A 17,375-nucleotide genomic window follows, 5' to 3' on the forward strand; every position below is an offset into this window, starting at 1 on the left:
CAGACAGCTAAAGCACAAACAATGGAGAGGGCACCATGCAGACGGATATGAGCCAGAACCCACAGAACGCTGGCTCCCCTGCCAGCGACAGCAACGATCAGGACCAGAGCATTGCCAGCACAGCGCCCGGCCAGCTACGCGTCATCAAGCGCAATGGCAAGGTCGTGGGCTACGATGACGACAAGATCACCGTTGCCATTAGCAAAGCTTTCCTTGCTGTCGAAGGCGGCACCGCCGCTGCATCGTCCCGCATCCATGAAACCGTAGCTCGCCTTACCGAGCAGGTCTCCGCCACCTTCAAACGTCGCATGCCTTCCGGCGGCACCATCCACATCGAAGAAATTCAAGATCAAGTTGAACTAGCCCTAATGCGCAACGGCGAACAGAAAGTCGCCCGTGATTACGTGCTGTATCGCGAACAGCGAGCCTCCAAACGCGCTGCCGAACAGAAAAGCACAGACCTGCCCGCACCGACTCACCAAGTGGATATGTCTGTCACCATGGAAGACGGAAGCAAAGCACCGCTGGACATGGCACGCCTTGAGCACCTGATCCGCGCAGCCTGTTCCGGCCTGGAAGACGTGAACGCCGATAAGATCATCACTGAAACCGTGAAGAACCTGTACGACGGCGTCTCCATCCACGACGTGAACACCTCCATGGTGATCACCGCCCGCACCATGATCGAAGTGGAGCCGAACTATTCCCAGGTGACCGCTCGCCTGCTGATGGACAAAATCCGCGCCGAAGCACTGCAGTTTCTGCGCGTGGCCGAACGTGCCAGCCACGATGAAATGAATGCCCTCTATAGTGATGCATTGAAAGCCTACATCAGCAAAGGCATCGAGCTGGAACTGCTGTCTCCGCAACTAGCCGAGTACGACCTAGACGCGCTAGGCGCGGCCCTAGATGGCAATCGCGATCTGCAGTTTTCCTACCTGGGCCTGCAAACCCTGTATGACCGCTACTTCATTCACCATAACGACACCCGCATCGAACTACCCCAGTGCTTCTTTATGCGTGTGGCCATGGGCCTGGCAGCGGAAGAAGATAACCGTGAAGCGCGCGCCATCGAGTTCTATAACCTGCTATCCAGCTTCGATTACATGAGCTCCACGCCGACCCTGTTCAACGCCGGCACTCTGCGCCCGCAGCTATCCAGCTGCTACTTGACCACCGTGCCGGATGATCTACACGGCATCTACGGCGCCATTCAAGATAACGCCATGCTCTCCAAGTTTGCCGGCGGGCTGGGTAACGACTGGACCCCCGTGCGCGCACTGGGCGCTTACATTAAAGGCACCAACGGCCGCTCACAGGGCGTGGTTCCTTTCCTTAAAGTGGTCAACGATACCGCCGTGGCCGTTAACCAAGGCGGCAAGCGCAAAGGCGCCGTCTGTGCCTACCTAGAAACCTGGCACATGGACATCGAAGAGTTTCTGGAGCTGCGTAAAAACACCGGTGATGACCGTCGTCGTACCCACGATATGAACAGCGCCAACTGGATTCCCGACCTGTTCATGAAACGCGTGATTAACGAGGAAGACTGGACTCTGTTCAGCCCCAACGACACGCCAGACCTGCACGACCTGTACGGTGAGGCATTCGAAAAAGCGTATACAGAATACGAAGCCAAAACCCGCAGCGGCGAACTGAAACTGTTCAAGCGACTGCCCGCCATCAACCTGTGGCGCAAGATGCTCTCCATGCTGTTTGAAACAGGCCACCCTTGGTTCACCTTTAAAGATCCGTGCAACCTGCGCAGCCCGCAGCAGCACGTGGGCGTAGTGCACTCCTCCAACCTGTGCACCGAAATCACCCTGAACACCAACCAAGAAGAAATCGCCGTATGTAACCTGGGCTCCGTAAACCTGGCCCAGCACGTGGACGAAAACGGTCTGAATATCGAAAAACTGCAAAGCACCATTAACACCGCCGTGCGCATGCTCGATAACGTGATCGACATCAACTACTACAGCGTGCCCCAAGCGAAGCGTTCCAACATGAAGCACCGCCCGGTGGGCCTGGGCATCATGGGCTTCCAGGACGCACTGTATAAGCAGGGCATCAGCTATGCTTCCAGCGATGCGGTGACCTTCGCCGATACCTCCATGGAAGCGGTGAGCTACTACGCCATCCAAGCCTCCGCCAAACTGGCGGAAGAACGCGGTGCCTACCAGACCTTCGACGGCTCCCTATGGAGCCAGGGCATATTGCCCATCGACTCCATCGATATTCTGGTCAAGCAACGTGGCGAAGATTACTGCAAGGTGGACCGCAGCCAGACCCTGGACTGGGACAGCGTGCGCGCCATGGCCAAGAAAGGCATGCGCAACTCCAACGTGATGGCCATTGCACCGACAGCAACCATCGCCAACATCACCGGGGTTTCTCAGTCCATTGAGCCCACGTACCAAAACCTATACGTGAAATCGAACCTGTCCGGCGAATTCACCGTGGTCAACCCTTACTTGGTTAAGGCGCTTAAAGAACGCGGCCTGTGGGACAACGTCATGGTCAACGACCTGAAATACTACGATGGCTCCGCACAACCCATCGAACGTATTCCGGCTGACCTGAAAGAACAGTTCCGTACCGCCTTCGAAGTGGAACCGCGCTGGTTGGTAGAAGCAGCAAGCCGTCGCCAAAAATGGATCGATCAGGCTCAATCCCTGAACCTGTACATTGCCGAAGCAAACGGCAAGAAGCTGGACGTGACCTACAAAATGGCCTGGTTGCTGGGTTTGAAAACCACCTATTACCTGCGCGCCATCGGTGCCACCCAGACCGAAAAGTCCACCATCAGTGATGGCAAATTGAACCAGGTTTCCTCCGGGCCAGAAACGCCAGCTGAATTCAATCAGGCCGCCGACGTACCCAAAGCTTGTTCCATCGACGAACCTGACTGCGAAGCCTGCCAATAAGAGACGCTCGCACGCTATCACGCGCCATGCAGCACGCATTTTCCTGCGTACCCACATGAAACGTGAAGCGTGCACGCTGGCATAAAGAATACGCAAGCGGTGAATCAACACCACCAAACTTGTAATGGAATATGGAGAGAACACATGCTGAGCTGGGACGAATTCAATGCGCAAGAGACGCCTGTCGCCAAACCGCAGCCCACACCCGCAACGCCGCCGGAACCTAAGGCGGTATCTGACCAAGCGTCACCTGAAGCTAAAGCACCGGGAACGGGAAGTACTGCGGATGATGGAATCGAGCAGCAGCGACGAGACAACACCGCCGCCGCCCGAGCCGCCTCAGACGCGGTAGCCCGCGCCCAGGCCTCCGTGGCAAAGATGGACATAGAAGACGGCGTTGCCGAACTGGAAGGGGCCGCTGGCCGCGTAGAAGTTGACGACAAGCGCATGATCAACTGCCGCGCCGACCTGAACCAATTAGTTCCCTTCAAATATGACTGGGCCTGGCAGAAATACTTGGATGGCTGCGCCAACCACTGGATGCCTCAGGAAGTGAACATGAACGCCGACCTGGCGTTGTGGAAAAAGGCCGACGGCCTCACCGACGACGAGCGTCGCATCGTCAAGCGTAACCTGGGTTTCTTTGCCACTGCCGACTCCCTGGTGGCCAACAACTTGGTGCTGGCCATCTACCGCCTAATCACCAATCCAGAATGTCGCCAGTACATCCTGCGTCAGTCTTTTGAAGAAGCCATCCACACCCACGCTTACCAGTACTGCATCGAATCACTGGGCATGGATGAAGGCGAAATTTTCAACATGTACCAGGAGATTCCGTCCGTAGCCAAGAAGGCCCAGTGGGGCATCCAGTATACCCGAGACCTATCCGACCCGGAGTTCACTACCGGCACCCCGGAAACCGACAAAGCACTGCTGGAAAACCTGATCGCGTTCTACTGCGTACTGGAAGGCATCTTCTTCTACTGCGGCTTCACCCAAATTCTGTCCATGGGTCGCCGCAACAAAATGACCGGCGTGGCCGAACAGTTTCAATACATCCTTCGTGACGAATCCATGCACGTGAACTTCGGCATCGACGTGATCAACCAGATCAAACTGGAAAACCCGCACCTGTGGGATGCCCAGATGCGCGACAAAGCCACCCAGATGATTCTGGAAGGCACCGAGCTGGAAATTCAATACGCCCGCGACACAATGCCACGCGGTGTACTCGGCATGAATGCCGCGATGATGGAAGAATACCTGCAGTTCATCGCCAACCGCCGCCTGGCCCAACTGGGCCTGCCAGAACAGTTCAAAGGCGTGAACAACCCGTTCCCGTGGATGAGCGAAATCATGGACCTGCGTAAAGAGAAAAACTTCTTCGAAACCCGGGTCACCGAATACCAGGTGGGCGGCGCACTCTCCTGGGAATAACAGTGTGATTTGTTGTGAGTTGCCATTAGAGAGGGCACGTTTGCCATTAGAGGATCTCGTGCCCTCTTTAAAAATCAACAAGTTACAATCTTTATGTCAGCACCCATCATTAATTAATACAACTGACGCCACCTTTTGGCCGTTACGCAAATCAAAAAAGCAGAGAGCTCAATTTTAAGAAGGAGGGTAATACAATGGACGTTATAACTTCCGCAGTCTTTTCTGGCATCCTTTACGACATGCTTAAGCAATCAGCGAAAATATCTGCCAACAATCTCAAATATTGGCTCAAGGACTGGGCATTGAGTCAAAACCAAGCGGAAAAAATTGAGCACGAATTAAGCCACTTAAATATTAACGCTCAAATGAGCGAGAAAGACATCGAATTAGAACTCTTATCAAACAAGAAAATCCAAGAATTAATAGCGTCAATACAGCCATCGAATCAGACCAGGATCTCCCAAGTTCACAACGGCAACGGCAACAACAATGTAACCATCAACAATAGTTAAAATGTCGAAAAAGTCTGAAAACGCAACCTCCAACACCACAACCCAGTTGCACACTGGCATTGGCGACAACCATGTCACGAACCAAATAACTGCCACTTCGGCTGTAGATCTAGAAAAAACCATAAGGGCGATACTTAAAAATATCACCTATCGAGAGTATGAAACTGCGAGAAAAGCCATCTCCACGCTTAAGACTCCCAGCAATCTAACCGCAGAATCAGACTTCATATTAGACACAGCATCCATAATTATAGAGCTAATTGAATCCGGAGAAACAAGCAAAAACTTAGAGCCGATAGAGAGCCTCATAGAGTCACACTCAACCCCCCTCGCATTAGACCTTGGCAGATACGCAAAATGTCTTTTCATCATGAAAAGGCAAGATGCTGAAACGGCACAGTCATTCTACGAAACCCTCGAAACCCCTGGAACGTTAACGGCCGGATTTTATCTAGAACATTTAGCCACCACAGATGAACTTCGAGACAAGCTGATAGCAGAAGGATCTTATGGCTCTGAAAGTATATTAAGCGCAATCACTCGGGGACTAATTAGGAACCAAGATTTTTCATATTCAGCAGAAGCGGCAACCACATTAAACACACAATCCCCGTCTCTAAACGCTAGATTTTTAGTTGCCGTCACAAAATTCAATGAGACACTGGTAGCCGCTCCCAATCACTACTGGAAAACATCAGCTGCGCAAAGAAAATGCATTCTTGATCTGGCAGAAGAAACCTCCGAACTAATTGACCTATCTTTTGGCAAAGACAAGAGAATAGCCGAATTAGCCCAAGGAATTTTAAGGTATTGCCTTGGAGAGAGCCAAATCCTGGCCAACTCCATGTGGAAAAACATCAACAACCTCGAGAAGCACATACCCGATACCGCCAAGTCTATGCGGAACGAAAATGAAGCAAATCCAGAGTATAGCGATAACATTGAAGGGAAGATTGCTAGAGCGTCAAAAGATAACGGCTTTAGAGAACAATTAATTCGTGAGCTGGAAAACTGTACATCTCTGTCCCCCGAGGATGGGGTATTGATGTGCATGTTCGCTGATAGCACGACAATTCGGCGGTGGACGAACAGCGGGGGCAGCATTGATGCTTCCGGCATACAAAAGCACTTTGCAATGCTTGAATTACTCTGTGCGTCATATGACAACAAACCGGAAACCAATCAAGAAATTCGTCAGCAGTGCATTGAATTCAACAACCTATATGCCGATGAGATAAAAGACATCAACCCTCAGCGGCTCACGCCCCTATCGGAAAAGCTCGTCGACATTGGCTTAGCCGAGCAAGCTGCCAGACTCACCAAATCCCATATAATTGAAGAGGATTTATGGCCATCTGAGTTAATGCTGAGTCACATGAGAGCACTGCACTCCAGCAATCAATTCAAAAGCTTAGAAACGATCCTATCCAGAATAAATGAAAATTTAAGAAACAGCTTTTGCTGGATCTTAGAGAGCCTTCTCCTAGAGCACCAAGGAAAAATCAGTGAAGCTCAAAGGGCAACGAAAAGGGCCCTGGAACTATCCCCAGAATCACCACAGAATAATTGGCACCTTGTATACCTATACATAAGATATGATTTGGACAAGATCGAGCTTCGAGACTTTCTTTCCTCTATTCCTAGTCAAACAATCCAAAATCACAACCCCATTTCTTTAAAATTACTTTTCGCAATCTCCGACTACTACGACCCCGAATTAGCAGAAAAAACAATTTTACGGTGGTTCCTGGACGACCCTGAGAAAACATCAGAGACTGTCACCAATTTTTATTTAAGAAGAATCACCGAAAACCCGAAAGCCGCAACCACTCCGCTTTATATTGGAGACGAGATACCTGCATACACTTTCAAGAAGAATGGGGTTAAAGATTATTGCTTTATCGCAAATAGAGACGACTCAACACACTCTCGAAAGATAATCAAACCAGACACCCCCATGTTTGAGGTTTTAGAAGAGGGTCAGGATACAACTATTGGGATGAGTGAAATCACCGAAATAGCTCGAATCCCACCACTGCTTGCAGCTTTCCAAATAGCGTCACAAATCAGACAGGCCAATAATTTTGGCTTCGACTCGTTTTTTTCATTTGAAGGGGAAACCCCTGAAGAAAGCATTGAACAGCTTTTAAGGACAATAAAAATAATTGATGCACAAACCCCAAAAGAGCTGCCTCAAGACCCCAAAATACCGCTCTTCATGAAAGGATACTTATTAGGGAACGGAGATCCTGTGCAGAATGCCTTTGACCACCTCTGCTCAGCCCAATCTTTCAAGCACTCACTTCCAAATTTTGGAATTAAAGACCCTGACGTAATTGTAATTGACACATATTCAGCTCTACTGCTCAGCATAACAGGCGCGGTCTCTTCCCTGGCACAGAAAAACACTAAATGCGTTATAACCAAAGAAACCCGAGAGCTTCTTGAGCGCTGGGCTACCGAAATCAAACAACCATCACTCAAAACAATTGGGGTCACCGAGAAAGGGAAGATATGGTCAGAAGACTCACATGAGCGAATGAAACGAGTTGGATTCACCCAAAAGGGAATCAATATTCTGCTTGATATCTGCGAGGAAGCACACCCAGAACTGTGCGACATTCCTGAAGAGATCGCATCAATTTCCGACTCAATCGACCAATCAATTCTATCCAGTCTGATTTTATCAGTAGCAAACGACATCCCCTGGTTTTGCATCGACCCAATGTTTGCCCATCTCTTTAACCAAATGAATTGCAAAACAATTGATGCCAGTACATTTCTGCTTGATTTAATTTCCTCCACCGACCTATCCGAGAAGAAAACCGGGATTTATCTGCATATAAGCGCCAACCTCCCACGCCCAATCCCTCTTCAAGAGATGATTGAACTTTCAAGCTCAGATGATCATTTTGATCATTACTTCCTTTCTCGTCTCATAAGGAAGTATCCAAATCCTTTTAAAAACCAAGAAGAGTTGACAAATTTTATATCTGTTATAGCGACAAGAGCCTTACTTAAAACCATCTACAGAGATCACCCTATTTGGAAAGGGTCAAGAACAGAGTGCGCCACAAATGAGAGCTTCATAGAGCACCTCATTTTCTCATGTTTTTATGCCATAATCTCAACAGAGGGGGGAAAATCACCCGAGGAAAAGCTGGCATCTCTTTTAAACCACCTATTCATTAGATTTAAATGTGTAGAGAAAAACTTAGCTTTAATTGACTTCCTTGCTACGCAATTCGCCAGAGGGCACTTTTTAAGCATTGACAAGATAAAAACCGCCTTAGACCACCAAGCCAGCTTTCAATAGCCAATTTTCTTGATGCCCTCCTTACATACCAAATCATAAGAAACCCTGATAAAAACACATGCCGCTATCCGCGTAACTCAACCTCAAAACCCGCACTGAACCGGGAATCGATAGCCTCAATGCTCACGCGCAAAACCGCTATTTCTGCACACCTCTGCCGCCAGCGCTGAACCCACTGCAGCTGTTCCGGCAGAGGCAGGCATGGCACCTCAAACTCCTTCAGAACCCCCTGATTTATCACCTTGCCACTCGCCCCAGATGCCCTCTCTCGAAAAAACGCCTGGGCCGAATCAGAGTTCAGCACCAGCGCCAGAAATCCTGTATCCAGCCAGTCAGAATGCGCCCTGATCAGTATGAAATGCTGATGGGCGATAGCAGGCGGGCCTTCAGGCACACCCTCTACCAGATAGGCTGGGTGCTCCTTGCCTATCGCCTGGAACAGCACATCCCCATTCTGAAGGTAGCGCAGCTTTCGCTTTGGCGGCAAAGACGTACGCACCACGCCCTCCCAGTCAATCAACAGCTGATCATTACCATTAGACGGGCGCACGATTCTCACATTCCCATCGGGATCGGGCTTCACCGAACTCTGCACGGCAAAACCCAGCGAGATCTCTGCAAGATCACCTAATTTTCGCTTCATATCCTGCCGACCTCTATTTTATATATCAGAAAATATATATTTTTATTTGCATTTTATCCACACAATATTGAACTTTAGAAGAAGTTATTCTTGACAACCAAAACCGCAAGTGATAGGGTGTGAAAAACTGAGGCAACTATCCCTCAGCACATTAGTGAAATTAAAGACGATAAATATGCGAATACGAATACGCGTTAACTAAAACGCCGTCGTACATCGGCGGCGCTCACTCTGGCATGTAAATGACTAGGAGCCCCGTCGATGACTTTATCGTCAGCGAAGCGCACCCGTGCGCCTAAAAGAAACACCCGCCGCCAAAGCGTCTTCTCCATCGAAGACATCCATACTGCTATTGAAGCCGCCAGGCACTCCCCGCAGTTTCGCATTCCCCATGGCCGCCAAGGTGGCCCATGGAAAGTCCTATTCCCCTCTCAAAAAGCCCGCAAGACCTTCGGAAGCAGCAAGGACTACCTCCATATTCTGGAAGGCCGGCTTGAAGCCGACTACTGCTTGAGCCTGGAGTTTGATACCGATATTGAGGTTTATGCCTGCCAACCCTGCAAGCTGCTGGGAGGCCAGGATTATGGCTTCGCCTCATTCACCCCCGATCACATCGTTTTCCCCCACAGCGCCCCGGCCTACGTGGTGGATTGCAAACCCAAACCGGTTGCCGAGGCGAAAATTCATCGCGAGCGCCACGCCATCCTGCGACAAGCACTGGCCGCCCAAGGAGTCGAATTCCGCGTCGTCACCGATGAGGACATTCGAGTTCAGCCCCAAATAGACACCTACAGATTCCTCTATGGATTCCTCGCGGCACCCGAGGACTACCTAGCCGAGACACAAGTGGCCGTTGAGCGAGAACTCCAACGCTTGGGCGGCACCGCACAAATGAAAGACCTCAGACACCTGGATCAGGACGTTGCCCGCCGCGGCACCGCATGCGGACTCGTGTCAGGTTCAATCCGGGCCAGATTTTCAACCCCATTCGGCCCCAACTTCGAAATTTCCCTCGTTTAACTCAAGGAGGATTGCCATGAACAGCATCAACGCCAAGATTACTGACATCCACGTCGGCTCCCGCGTACGCGTCGATGGTCTCGACTGGGAATGCACCCACCTGAATGCTGGGAGCACAGATATCGTGCGCCTTAGCCAGGTGAACGGAGAGCAGATCAGAAAAATGCCAATCTCTTATCTCGCCGACCTGAATGAGGAAGGCCGAGCATCCCTGATTCGGCATGTCATTCCGCGAAAGCAGGACTTGATGGACATCTATGACCTATCTCCGGCTGAACGACGGGATTTCGAGCGCTGCTGTGCAGGCGCGACAATTTCTCTTGCGCATGCCAACTGCAGTAGGAAAAAGGCTTACAAAGAGTTTCTTTCATTCTGCGAACGTCAAAACGAACAGTTTCTCGAGGAACACAAGCTCAGCCCAAAACCTGCGCAGAAGCCGGCAACCGTTCAGAAGTGGCGCCGGCAGTACCTCAGCGCGGGGGACTTCAGCTGTTTCGTACGAAAAGATAGCCGCACCCAGTACCGGGCACGCCAGTATCCAGAGAATATTGAGAAGCTCGTGACCAAGGTCATTCTCAATTGCTACGCGAATGACCGAAAACCCCGGATGACCCAAGCCTATCGAACGCTCCTGGCTGAAGCTCAGGCAGAATTCATGATCTCTATTGACCAAGCAAAGAGCATGATGCCCTCCTACCGCACCTTCGTGCGCCGCATCGAGGAATCCGACCACTTTGAAGTGCTCTCAAAGCGCCTCGGCAAACATCATACCCGCCGCTTGGCTGGCTACGGCAAACATATCGGCTACCCGGAGTTCATTGGCGGGCGTGTGGAAGTGGACTGCACTCGAGCGGATGTGATGGTCTACGACGAAAAGCTCGACCATTGCTACCGCCCTTGGTTGATGGTCATGATTGACGTCTACACTCGCTGCATCATCGCCTGGGACTTATCCTCTACTGCGCCCAGTGCCGCCAAATTTTCCCGCGTATACCGTAATGCCATTGGCGCCGACGGCTATCCGTACCGCTGTGTTCCTTCGATGATGGTGGTGGACAATGGCTCAGAGTTCGTAAATGGCGAGCTTTGCACACAGATCAGGACGTTTGGATCCCGTGTTGAGTTTGCACCACCGCGAACCCCAAAAGGGAAATCCTTCTGTGAGCGTTTCTTTCGTACGGCGAATGAGTACCTCTTTCACCAATTGGAAGGCACCACCCAGTCTAATCCCCAGGAAAGGGGTGATTATGACGCAGAGGAGCATGCCATCTACAACATTGAGACGCTCAATGAGCGGTGGGAAGAGTTTCTCGGTGCCTATCACGACGAGTACCACCGTGGACTGGAAGATACTCCCCGCCTCTTTTGGGAGAACGTCGTTAGCACACCTGAAAGCACGCCAAGAACGCTCCCCTTCGATGAAGCTCAGAAATTTGGCACTAAATCGACACGTGTTCGTATCAACGGAGGTCGCGTACGACTCTACAACCTTCTCTGGACAGCACCCAGTCTTCCTCATCTGAACTTCAAAATGCGTGCAAAGGCCGTTGTCCGTGGAGGATCCGAAGGCAAATCTCCTGAGGTACTCCTTCGTTACAACGAGCATGATCTCACTCAAGTTTACGTTTCAGACCCACAAGATCTGCATTCCTTCATCATCTGCGATCCGGTAGATCCGGCTTATCAAACCGGTCTAACCATGGACGTTCACAAGAAAGTGCGGGCCAACCTGCGTGCCAGAGGCAAGGCGCTGAAAAACCGAGCCGAGTCACTCGGTCTTCGTTACGCACTTGAACGCAAGCTTGCGGAAGACAAACGAGAAGCAGGCCAGAGTAAACGCAAGAAAAGCCAGCTGCGCGAGTCTGCCGAACGCTCTTCCAAGGGCAATTTTCAGGATCAGGTCAGCTACAAGGAAATCCTTGATGAGGAGAACTCCCAAGATGAGAACTTCTTGAATGATTTAGGTGACGACTTCGATTCCGAAGCGGATTACTGAGGGAACTATCCATGGGAAAAGTAAATTTCGACGCGATCAACACCCTCTCTAGCCGCCGTATCAAGCACCCGGTCTATACCGGGTGCCTCTCTCTGCTTGAAGAGCTGTATGAGGATGCGGCCTCTCAGGCAGACAAACCCCTGAATAGCGCCCGGGGTAGCGCCTATCTATTCACTGCTGAGACGGGCGTGGGCAAAACCACACTTCTCACAGACTTCCTCGATGCACACCCCGCTTATATGGCAGAGACAGACATGGGGCGGCAATGGAGTGTTCCTGTCGCCCTCATTAGGGTTCCTCCAGCATGCACCCTAAAAGGGTACATCTATGAGATCTGTCGCGTCCTCAAGGTAGCCACCACGCGGGAAAACACCACGAGCCTTCTCACTCGAAAGGCTATCGACGGGCTGAAGAACGCAGGAACCCGCATGTTTATCACAGATGAAACCAACATCGTTCTGGAAAGCGCCACCCAGAAAGAAATTACCCACATCCGGAATTTCATCAAACAGCTCATTGATGAAGCAGGAATCCCTATTGTGTTCTTTGGCCTGCCTGCAGACTGCAAAGAGTTCTTCAACAGTGACCCCCAAACCGTTTCACGGCTGGTTAAGAGCGTCAGCCTGCCGGAATTTGCGCCTCCCTCCGCCAATGATTCGATGATGCACAAAACAGCAATGAGGTATCTCAAATATCTTGCTGACGACTGCGGCATTACCCTCGATGACGAAATGAAGCCCCTCGAATTCTCCCAACGCCTTTATCTGGCTTCAAAAGGGATGATGCGTGACATCAACCAGATCATGACGGAAAGCGCCAAGTTCGCCATGAGGAAAGGGAAAACCGCTCTGGGCCAAAGCGATTTCAAAGCTATTTGTAGATCATTGAATCTGAATACCGATTTCGACCCCTTTGCCGCTGAAAGCAAAAGCTTACAGGCTCTCATGGCCAAAATGGTCTCAAAGAAGAAGGCAGGATTATCATGAGCAATCTAGCCTTTCTCCCCAAAGCGCTGCCCGGAGAAAGCGCCGGCAGCTTGCTGCTCCGCCTGAGCCAAGCCCATACGGAGCGACCTTCCGCGCTCCTTATGGCGCTTGGCCATAGCAACTGCTCCATCTCCGTAAATATCCGCAATCTGTACTGCGGCCTCCCTACACCCGTCTTTTCACTCGTGGATACCCAGAATTGGGCCCCATCCAAATCCACGACCACCCTCGCGAAGGCGCGGAACGCCAAGAAGTGGCTGGAGTATCTACATCCATCCGTATGTCCAGATTGCGCCCTAGAAGGCTGGCTTCCGGATACCCATGACTTCCACCTCATTACCAGCTGCACCAAGCACGGCAAAAAGCTCCGCACACACTGTAACCACTGTGGAGACCCTGTACGCTGGAATCGCTTTGGGTTGAACCGTTGCCACTGCACCAAAGAATTTGGTGATACCGAAGAGGCGAGCCAAGCCGAGCTCGCGGTTACACGCCAGCTCGAGGAATGGATCAGGCGCGGAAAAACGGACGAGCTGGCAGCCTACCAGGAGCTGGAGGCGCTCCTGCGCAAGCGCATCTCTACTGAGGAATCTTGGGTTGAGGCGTCCATTGGCTGGATCCAGGGGGATCGCCTTCTGGTAGCCCAACGCCTCAAAGCATACCTTGCTGGAGCGGCCCCATTGGGCTCTCGAGCACTTGTCGCCGCGTTATCTTCCGCTTCTTCTTCATTACTGCAGCAGGCTCTACCCCAACTGCACGAGATGCTCGACAGCCTGCCTGCCCCCCAAGACCCGAAAACCCTGTCAAAGACCTTCTATCTTGGCCACACAGAGCTGCGCTTCGCACTGGGTTGTAAAGCCCTCACCGTAGAGATGCTACTCAAGAATCAAGTGCTCAATAACACCTTGGCACAAGGATCACTGACGCAGCGTCACGTTTTTCTACCTGAGCTGAAACGCCTGTATACCTGCTATGCACCCCAAACGAGTCAGAATACACATAGTCTGACACTGACTCAGTTCGCAGGAGGCACCAAGCGTAAGACCCATGAACTGCTTTCTAACTTACTTGCCGGCGATCTAGCACCAGCACCCGCTGACTCGTGGAGACTTGAGGACTGGCGTGTGGTGGCACCTGATGGGTATACCGATGATGTCCCGGAGGGATACTCAACCTTGGCGATGGCGCAATCCATTTTGGGTGTGAACAGCCAGTATATCGCTGGATTCAGGCGGTCAGGCCTGCTCACAGGCCACCATCAGCGCAATAAAAACAATCGGTACTTATACAAGACCGCAGAGCTGCATGCATTCCGAGAAAAATACATCTCCGCCGGAGACATTGCCTCTCTGACCAGCAGTTCAGTGACGGTTATCACCGATAAGCTGCGCTTTGCCGGCATTCAGCCAGTCAGCGGGCCCGGAATCGACTCCAGTCCGGTTTTCCTATTCCTACGACAAGTCATCGAGAACGAAGACCTCAGTGCCGTGTTATCAGTCCAGGAGGGCTACTCCACCTCCGGCCGCAGACCCAAGTCCGCACCCAGAGTGGATGGCAGCCTTTGGATGACTGGCGGCGAGGCAGCAGAAGCACTAGGACTCACTGCCCAGCAGCTCTATCAGCTGGTAGATAAGCAAGACCTCGTAGCAACACGTCCAGAGCATGCCTCCTCCAAAGTAAGTAACTACTTCCTTCGCAAGCAGGTCAGCAAGATGAAGGGGAAGCTGGCTCGCATGGTGACGGTTGATGACCTCGCAGCCAAATGCGGGGTTACCCCAAAAAGAGTATTGAGCCGTCTTTGGCGATTGCTCAAAGCCAAGCCATTAAATTATAAGGGGGAGGCCTGTATCGACCATGAGGAAGCCGTAATCCTGGAAGAGCACTTCTCTTGGTATTGGGATGATCAACAAGCCGCCGCATTTATGGGGGCTGCCGCAACGGACATTCATAACTGGAAACGACTAGGCCACCTTACCCCGCTACCTGAAGGGCACCGTGGCTTCATTGAGAATCGCGTCCTGTTTGATTGCGAGCAAATCAAGACATTCAGGAGGCCTGGATGAGCAAGGTACCCACCACCCTGAAGCAATACGAGGAAATCGTGGCTCATCTGTACAGGGAGTTCCCAACGCTACTCAGCCGGGAAAGCGGGGTTTACAACCTGCGCTTTTATGCGAGTTTCACGATCAACCCCTGGTGGTTTCCCGCGGTTTGGCAACTTCTTGAGAACCTCGCGTTGCTAGACGCGATGAACCTGATTGACCCACCGATCTTTAGAGACTTCAAAGACAAGCGTGGCCTGCTCTGTATTTACTTCGACGGTGGCGACGAGCTGTCAGAGATGCTGATTGAGGGTGTCGAGAAGCTGATAAATCGCCGCTAGAAACTCCCTTTTGAATCAAAGACTAACAAGCAAGCCAATTACTTTATGTTTTATTAAGTCATTGTTTTTATTCGATTATTTGACTTTTTGTGACACCAAGAATAGCGTCATAACGAATAGCCAAATCAAGGAATTGTCATGCTTCCCTTTGAGCCCATCTTCGACATCGAGGAATTCAAAGCAGAGTTTGCTTTAACAGGCCCGGCAGAGAAAATCTTGTTTTCGAAGTATGAGGGACAGGAAGTTGAAAGCGTCATTTCAGACGTGAGATCCGTATCCTCCAAACCAGCTTGCCTCATCGCAGCCTGGGTGATCATTGATCTCGAACTGGGCGAGAAGCAGTTGAGCCAACTTGCCACTGACGGGGTTAACCATGGAGGCCAACCTTACGTCTTGTATTCGCGGTTCCTGATTGCTGATCACCGTGAGCGATGGCCTCTAGGAGCCCATGTCTTTAGCACTCCCGTTGCCAGAAACCTGGGAGGAGGCCTATTTGAGACAGCTCATACGGCATACGTGTTATACGGCCAGGGATACAGACTGGGTATGGACGTTAATTCAGCAGCTAGGATCAAGGACACCGTATGAAGGCCCATCTACTCACAGACATCCACAATGAGCATAGGACAGCCCCATACCGAGTTGCGGATATCAATTTCGACGTCCTAGTTCTCGCAGGCGACATCGACAGTGGACTAGACGGAATCACTTGGGCTGCCGGGGAGTCCCAACGGCTTGGCGTGCCAGTTATCTATGTCGCTGGTAACCACGAATACTATGGCACCGAGTTGCTGAGCCACGAAATGGCAATGCGGGAGCTAGCGGCGAGCGTAGGCGTTCATTATTTGAACAATGATGCTGTCGTGATCAATGGCGTACGATTCATGGGCACGACTCTATGGACGGACTACCAGCTAACCGGTGACGATCCCTTCTTTGTGCACTACCAAATCAAGCGGGCTATGTCAGACCATCGCCTGATTAGATATGGAGACAGGCTGTTCTCTACGGAACAAGCCTTTGAATTACATCAGCAATCTATTTCCTGGCTTGAGAAGAGCTTGCAGTCTAATACCAGCTATCAGGCAAATGTTGTGGTATCACACCACGGCCCATCCGAACTTTGCGTACACCCCGCCTGGAAAAAACACATTGTCACAAACGCCTATTGTTCAAACCTTGAGCATCTCGTCGAGCAATCAAACTGCTGGTTCTATGGCCATACGCATGCAGCCCTGGATACGAAGGTTGGAAAGGCCCGCTTGGTGTCAAACCCCGCAGGCTACCCTGATCAAGAAACTGGCTTCGAACCCAAGCTGGTTATCGATATCTTGAGGGGTGAGTGCGAATGAGTCGTCCCATTCTCATTGTTGATCTGGAAGCCACATGCTGGAGGGACAAGCATACAGCGCCAGCTGAGAAGGAAGTCATCGAGATCGGCTGTGCTCTCGTCGCGTCGGATAGCACGGTAATGGATGATTTCAGCACTTTCGTGAAACCGCTGCTCCACCCAAATCTCACTGCATTCTGCACAGAACTAACGACTATCACCCAATCAGACGTAGATACCGCCCCAAGTTACCCGGAAGCATGCCAGTTGGTGGATGAATGGCTTGGCCAGCGGGTCAGAGGCTCAATTTGGGGATCTTGGGGCAACTATGACCGAAATCAGCTGCTTGAGGAGAAGGCCAGACATTGCGCTGCCCCTGCATTCCTAGGTGTACCCCACATCAACCTGAAGCGGCTCTGGGCCAGATCCCTAGGCATCCCTCCGAGAGGAATGGCTCGGGCTTTGGCGTATTCAGACATCCAGCCAGAGGGAACACATCACCGAGGAATTGATGACGTCCGGAATATCGCAAAGCTATTACCCGGTATCTCCCGACAGCTGATCAACCATGCTGTAGCCACGTGGGCGCCATATCCAGAGCCTGGAGAGAGGACATAGCAATGCCAGAAGCCCCCCAAGAGCCGCTAGAAGAGAAATACCCGAGCCTGTTTGACCACGACCAGTTCATCTATCCAGTTGCCGTGGGCCCTGGATGGATCCCGCTCGTTGACACCCTATGCCGCCTGCTGGTGAAAAGCACAGAGCAAGGGGCATCGGAAGTTAAGGCACTCCAGGTGAAGGAGAAATTCGGGAAGTTACGCTTCTACG

Annotated in this window: 13 protein-coding genes; 12 read left to right on the forward strand and 1 reads right to left on the reverse strand. The window is 51.4% G+C overall.

Annotated features, from left to right (window positions below; translation table 11 throughout):
• The first annotated feature begins 35 nt into the window (after positions 1-35).
• The 4 genes from Y017_RS11290 to Y017_RS11305 all read left to right on the forward strand — a co-directional run bounded on the left by Y017_RS11290 (position 36) and on the right by Y017_RS11305 (position 8,189).
• Positions 36-2,924, forward strand: a complete 2,889-nt coding sequence (locus tag Y017_RS11290; RefSeq protein ID WP_011587996.1) for a ribonucleoside-diphosphate reductase subunit alpha — start codon at positions 36-38, stop codon at positions 2,922-2,924.
• Positions 2,925-3,068: 144 nt separating this feature from the next.
• Positions 3,069-4,361 carry a ribonucleotide-diphosphate reductase subunit beta gene (locus tag Y017_RS11295; protein WP_011587995.1) on the forward strand — a complete coding sequence of 431 codons (1,293 nt, stop codon included), beginning with the start codon at positions 3,069-3,071 and terminating at the stop codon, positions 4,359-4,361.
• A 194-nt stretch (positions 4,362-4,555) separates the two neighbouring features.
• Positions 4,556-4,873 carry a hypothetical protein gene (locus Y017_RS11300; RefSeq protein ID WP_035460852.1) on the forward strand — a complete coding sequence of 106 codons (318 nt, stop codon included), beginning with the start codon at positions 4,556-4,558 and terminating at the stop codon, positions 4,871-4,873.
• A 1-nt stretch (position 4,874) separates the two neighbouring features.
• Positions 4,875-8,189 carry a hypothetical protein gene (locus Y017_RS11305; RefSeq protein WP_035460854.1) on the forward strand — a complete coding sequence of 1,105 codons (3,315 nt, stop codon included), beginning with the start codon at positions 4,875-4,877 and terminating at the stop codon, positions 8,187-8,189.
• Positions 8,190-8,253: 64 nt separating this feature from the next.
• On the opposite strand, the gene Y017_RS11310 is transcribed toward Y017_RS11305, so the two are convergent.
• Entirely contained in the window at positions 8,254-8,832 is a 579-nt protein-coding gene (locus tag Y017_RS11310; RefSeq protein ID WP_035460855.1) for a restriction endonuclease subunit S, read from the reverse strand.
• Positions 8,833-9,093: 261 nt separating this feature from the next.
• On the opposite strand from Y017_RS11310, the gene Y017_RS11315 reads away from it, so the two are divergent.
• The 8 genes from Y017_RS11315 (at position 9,094) to Y017_RS15580 (ending at position 17,165) form a co-directional block, all read left to right on the forward strand.
• The gene (locus Y017_RS11315) at positions 9,094-9,852 is read left to right on the forward strand and encodes a hypothetical protein (RefSeq protein ID WP_035460857.1); all 759 of its coding nucleotides are present in this window, start codon (positions 9,094-9,096) and stop codon (positions 9,850-9,852) included.
• A 16-nt stretch (positions 9,853-9,868) separates the two neighbouring features.
• On the forward strand, positions 9,869-11,848 hold the full coding sequence (locus Y017_RS11320; RefSeq protein ID WP_035460859.1) for a DDE-type integrase/transposase/recombinase: 1,980 nt from the start codon (positions 9,869-9,871) through the stop codon (positions 11,846-11,848).
• Between the two features lie 11 nt (positions 11,849-11,859).
• Positions 11,860-12,834, forward strand: coding sequence for a TniB family NTP-binding protein (locus Y017_RS11325; protein ID WP_035460862.1), 975 nt, complete (start codon positions 11,860-11,862; stop codon positions 12,832-12,834).
• Entirely contained in the window at positions 12,831-14,897 is a 2,067-nt protein-coding gene (locus Y017_RS11330) for a TniQ family protein (protein ID WP_035460864.1), read from the forward strand. Before Y017_RS11325 ends, Y017_RS11330 begins: the two co-directional genes overlap by 4 nt.
• Entirely contained in the window at positions 14,894-15,217 is a 324-nt protein-coding gene (locus Y017_RS11335; protein WP_035460866.1) for a hypothetical protein, read from the forward strand. The genes Y017_RS11330 and Y017_RS11335 overlap by 4 nt, the downstream gene beginning before the upstream one ends.
• 138 nt (positions 15,218-15,355) lie before the next feature.
• Positions 15,356-15,805, forward strand: a complete 450-nt coding sequence (locus Y017_RS11340; protein ID WP_035460868.1) for a hypothetical protein — start codon at positions 15,356-15,358, stop codon at positions 15,803-15,805.
• Positions 15,802-16,569, forward strand: a complete 768-nt coding sequence (locus tag Y017_RS11345) for a metallophosphoesterase (protein ID WP_051428759.1) — start codon at positions 15,802-15,804, stop codon at positions 16,567-16,569. The genes Y017_RS11340 and Y017_RS11345 overlap by 4 nt, the downstream gene beginning before the upstream one ends.
• A complete protein-coding gene (locus Y017_RS15580) occupies positions 16,566-17,165 on the forward strand; it encodes a 3'-5' exonuclease (protein WP_081737611.1) in 600 nt (199 codons plus the stop codon). Before Y017_RS11345 ends, Y017_RS15580 begins: the two co-directional genes overlap by 4 nt.
• Positions 17,166-17,375 lie beyond the last annotated feature (210 nt).

The organism is Alcanivorax sp. 97CO-5 (assembly GCF_000524665.1).
GTDB lineage: Bacteria > Pseudomonadota > Gammaproteobacteria > Pseudomonadales > Alcanivoracaceae > Alcanivorax > Alcanivorax borkumensis.

Coding starts and splice junctions, on each gene's coding strand:
- Y017_RS11335 (WP_035460866.1), top strand. CDS start 14,894: ATGAGCAAGGTACCCACCACCCTGAAGCAATACGAGGAAATCGTGGCT.
- Y017_RS11330 (WP_035460864.1), top strand. CDS start 12,831: ATGAGCAATCTAGCCTTTCTCCCCAAAGCGCTGCCCGGAGAAAGCGCC.
- Y017_RS11340 (WP_035460868.1), top strand. CDS start 15,356: ATGCTTCCCTTTGAGCCCATCTTCGACATCGAGGAATTCAAAGCAGAG.
- Y017_RS11325 (WP_035460862.1), top strand. CDS start 11,860: ATGGGAAAAGTAAATTTCGACGCGATCAACACCCTCTCTAGCCGCCGT.
- Y017_RS15580 (WP_081737611.1), top strand. CDS start 16,566: ATGAGTCGTCCCATTCTCATTGTTGATCTGGAAGCCACATGCTGGAGG.
- Y017_RS11345 (WP_051428759.1), top strand. CDS start 15,802: ATGAAGGCCCATCTACTCACAGACATCCACAATGAGCATAGGACAGCC.
- Y017_RS11320 (WP_035460859.1), top strand. CDS start 9,869: ATGAACAGCATCAACGCCAAGATTACTGACATCCACGTCGGCTCCCGC.
- Y017_RS11295 (WP_011587995.1), top strand. CDS start 3,069: ATGCTGAGCTGGGACGAATTCAATGCGCAAGAGACGCCTGTCGCCAAA.
- Y017_RS11310 (WP_035460855.1), bottom strand. CDS start 8,832: ATGAAGCGAAAATTAGGTGATCTTGCAGAGATCTCGCTGGGTTTTGCC.
- Y017_RS11305 (WP_035460854.1), top strand. CDS start 4,875: ATGTCGAAAAAGTCTGAAAACGCAACCTCCAACACCACAACCCAGTTG.
- Y017_RS11300 (WP_035460852.1), top strand. CDS start 4,556: ATGGACGTTATAACTTCCGCAGTCTTTTCTGGCATCCTTTACGACATG.
- Y017_RS11315 (WP_035460857.1), top strand. CDS start 9,094: ATGACTTTATCGTCAGCGAAGCGCACCCGTGCGCCTAAAAGAAACACC.
- Y017_RS11290 (WP_011587996.1), top strand. CDS start 36: ATGCAGACGGATATGAGCCAGAACCCACAGAACGCTGGCTCCCCTGCC.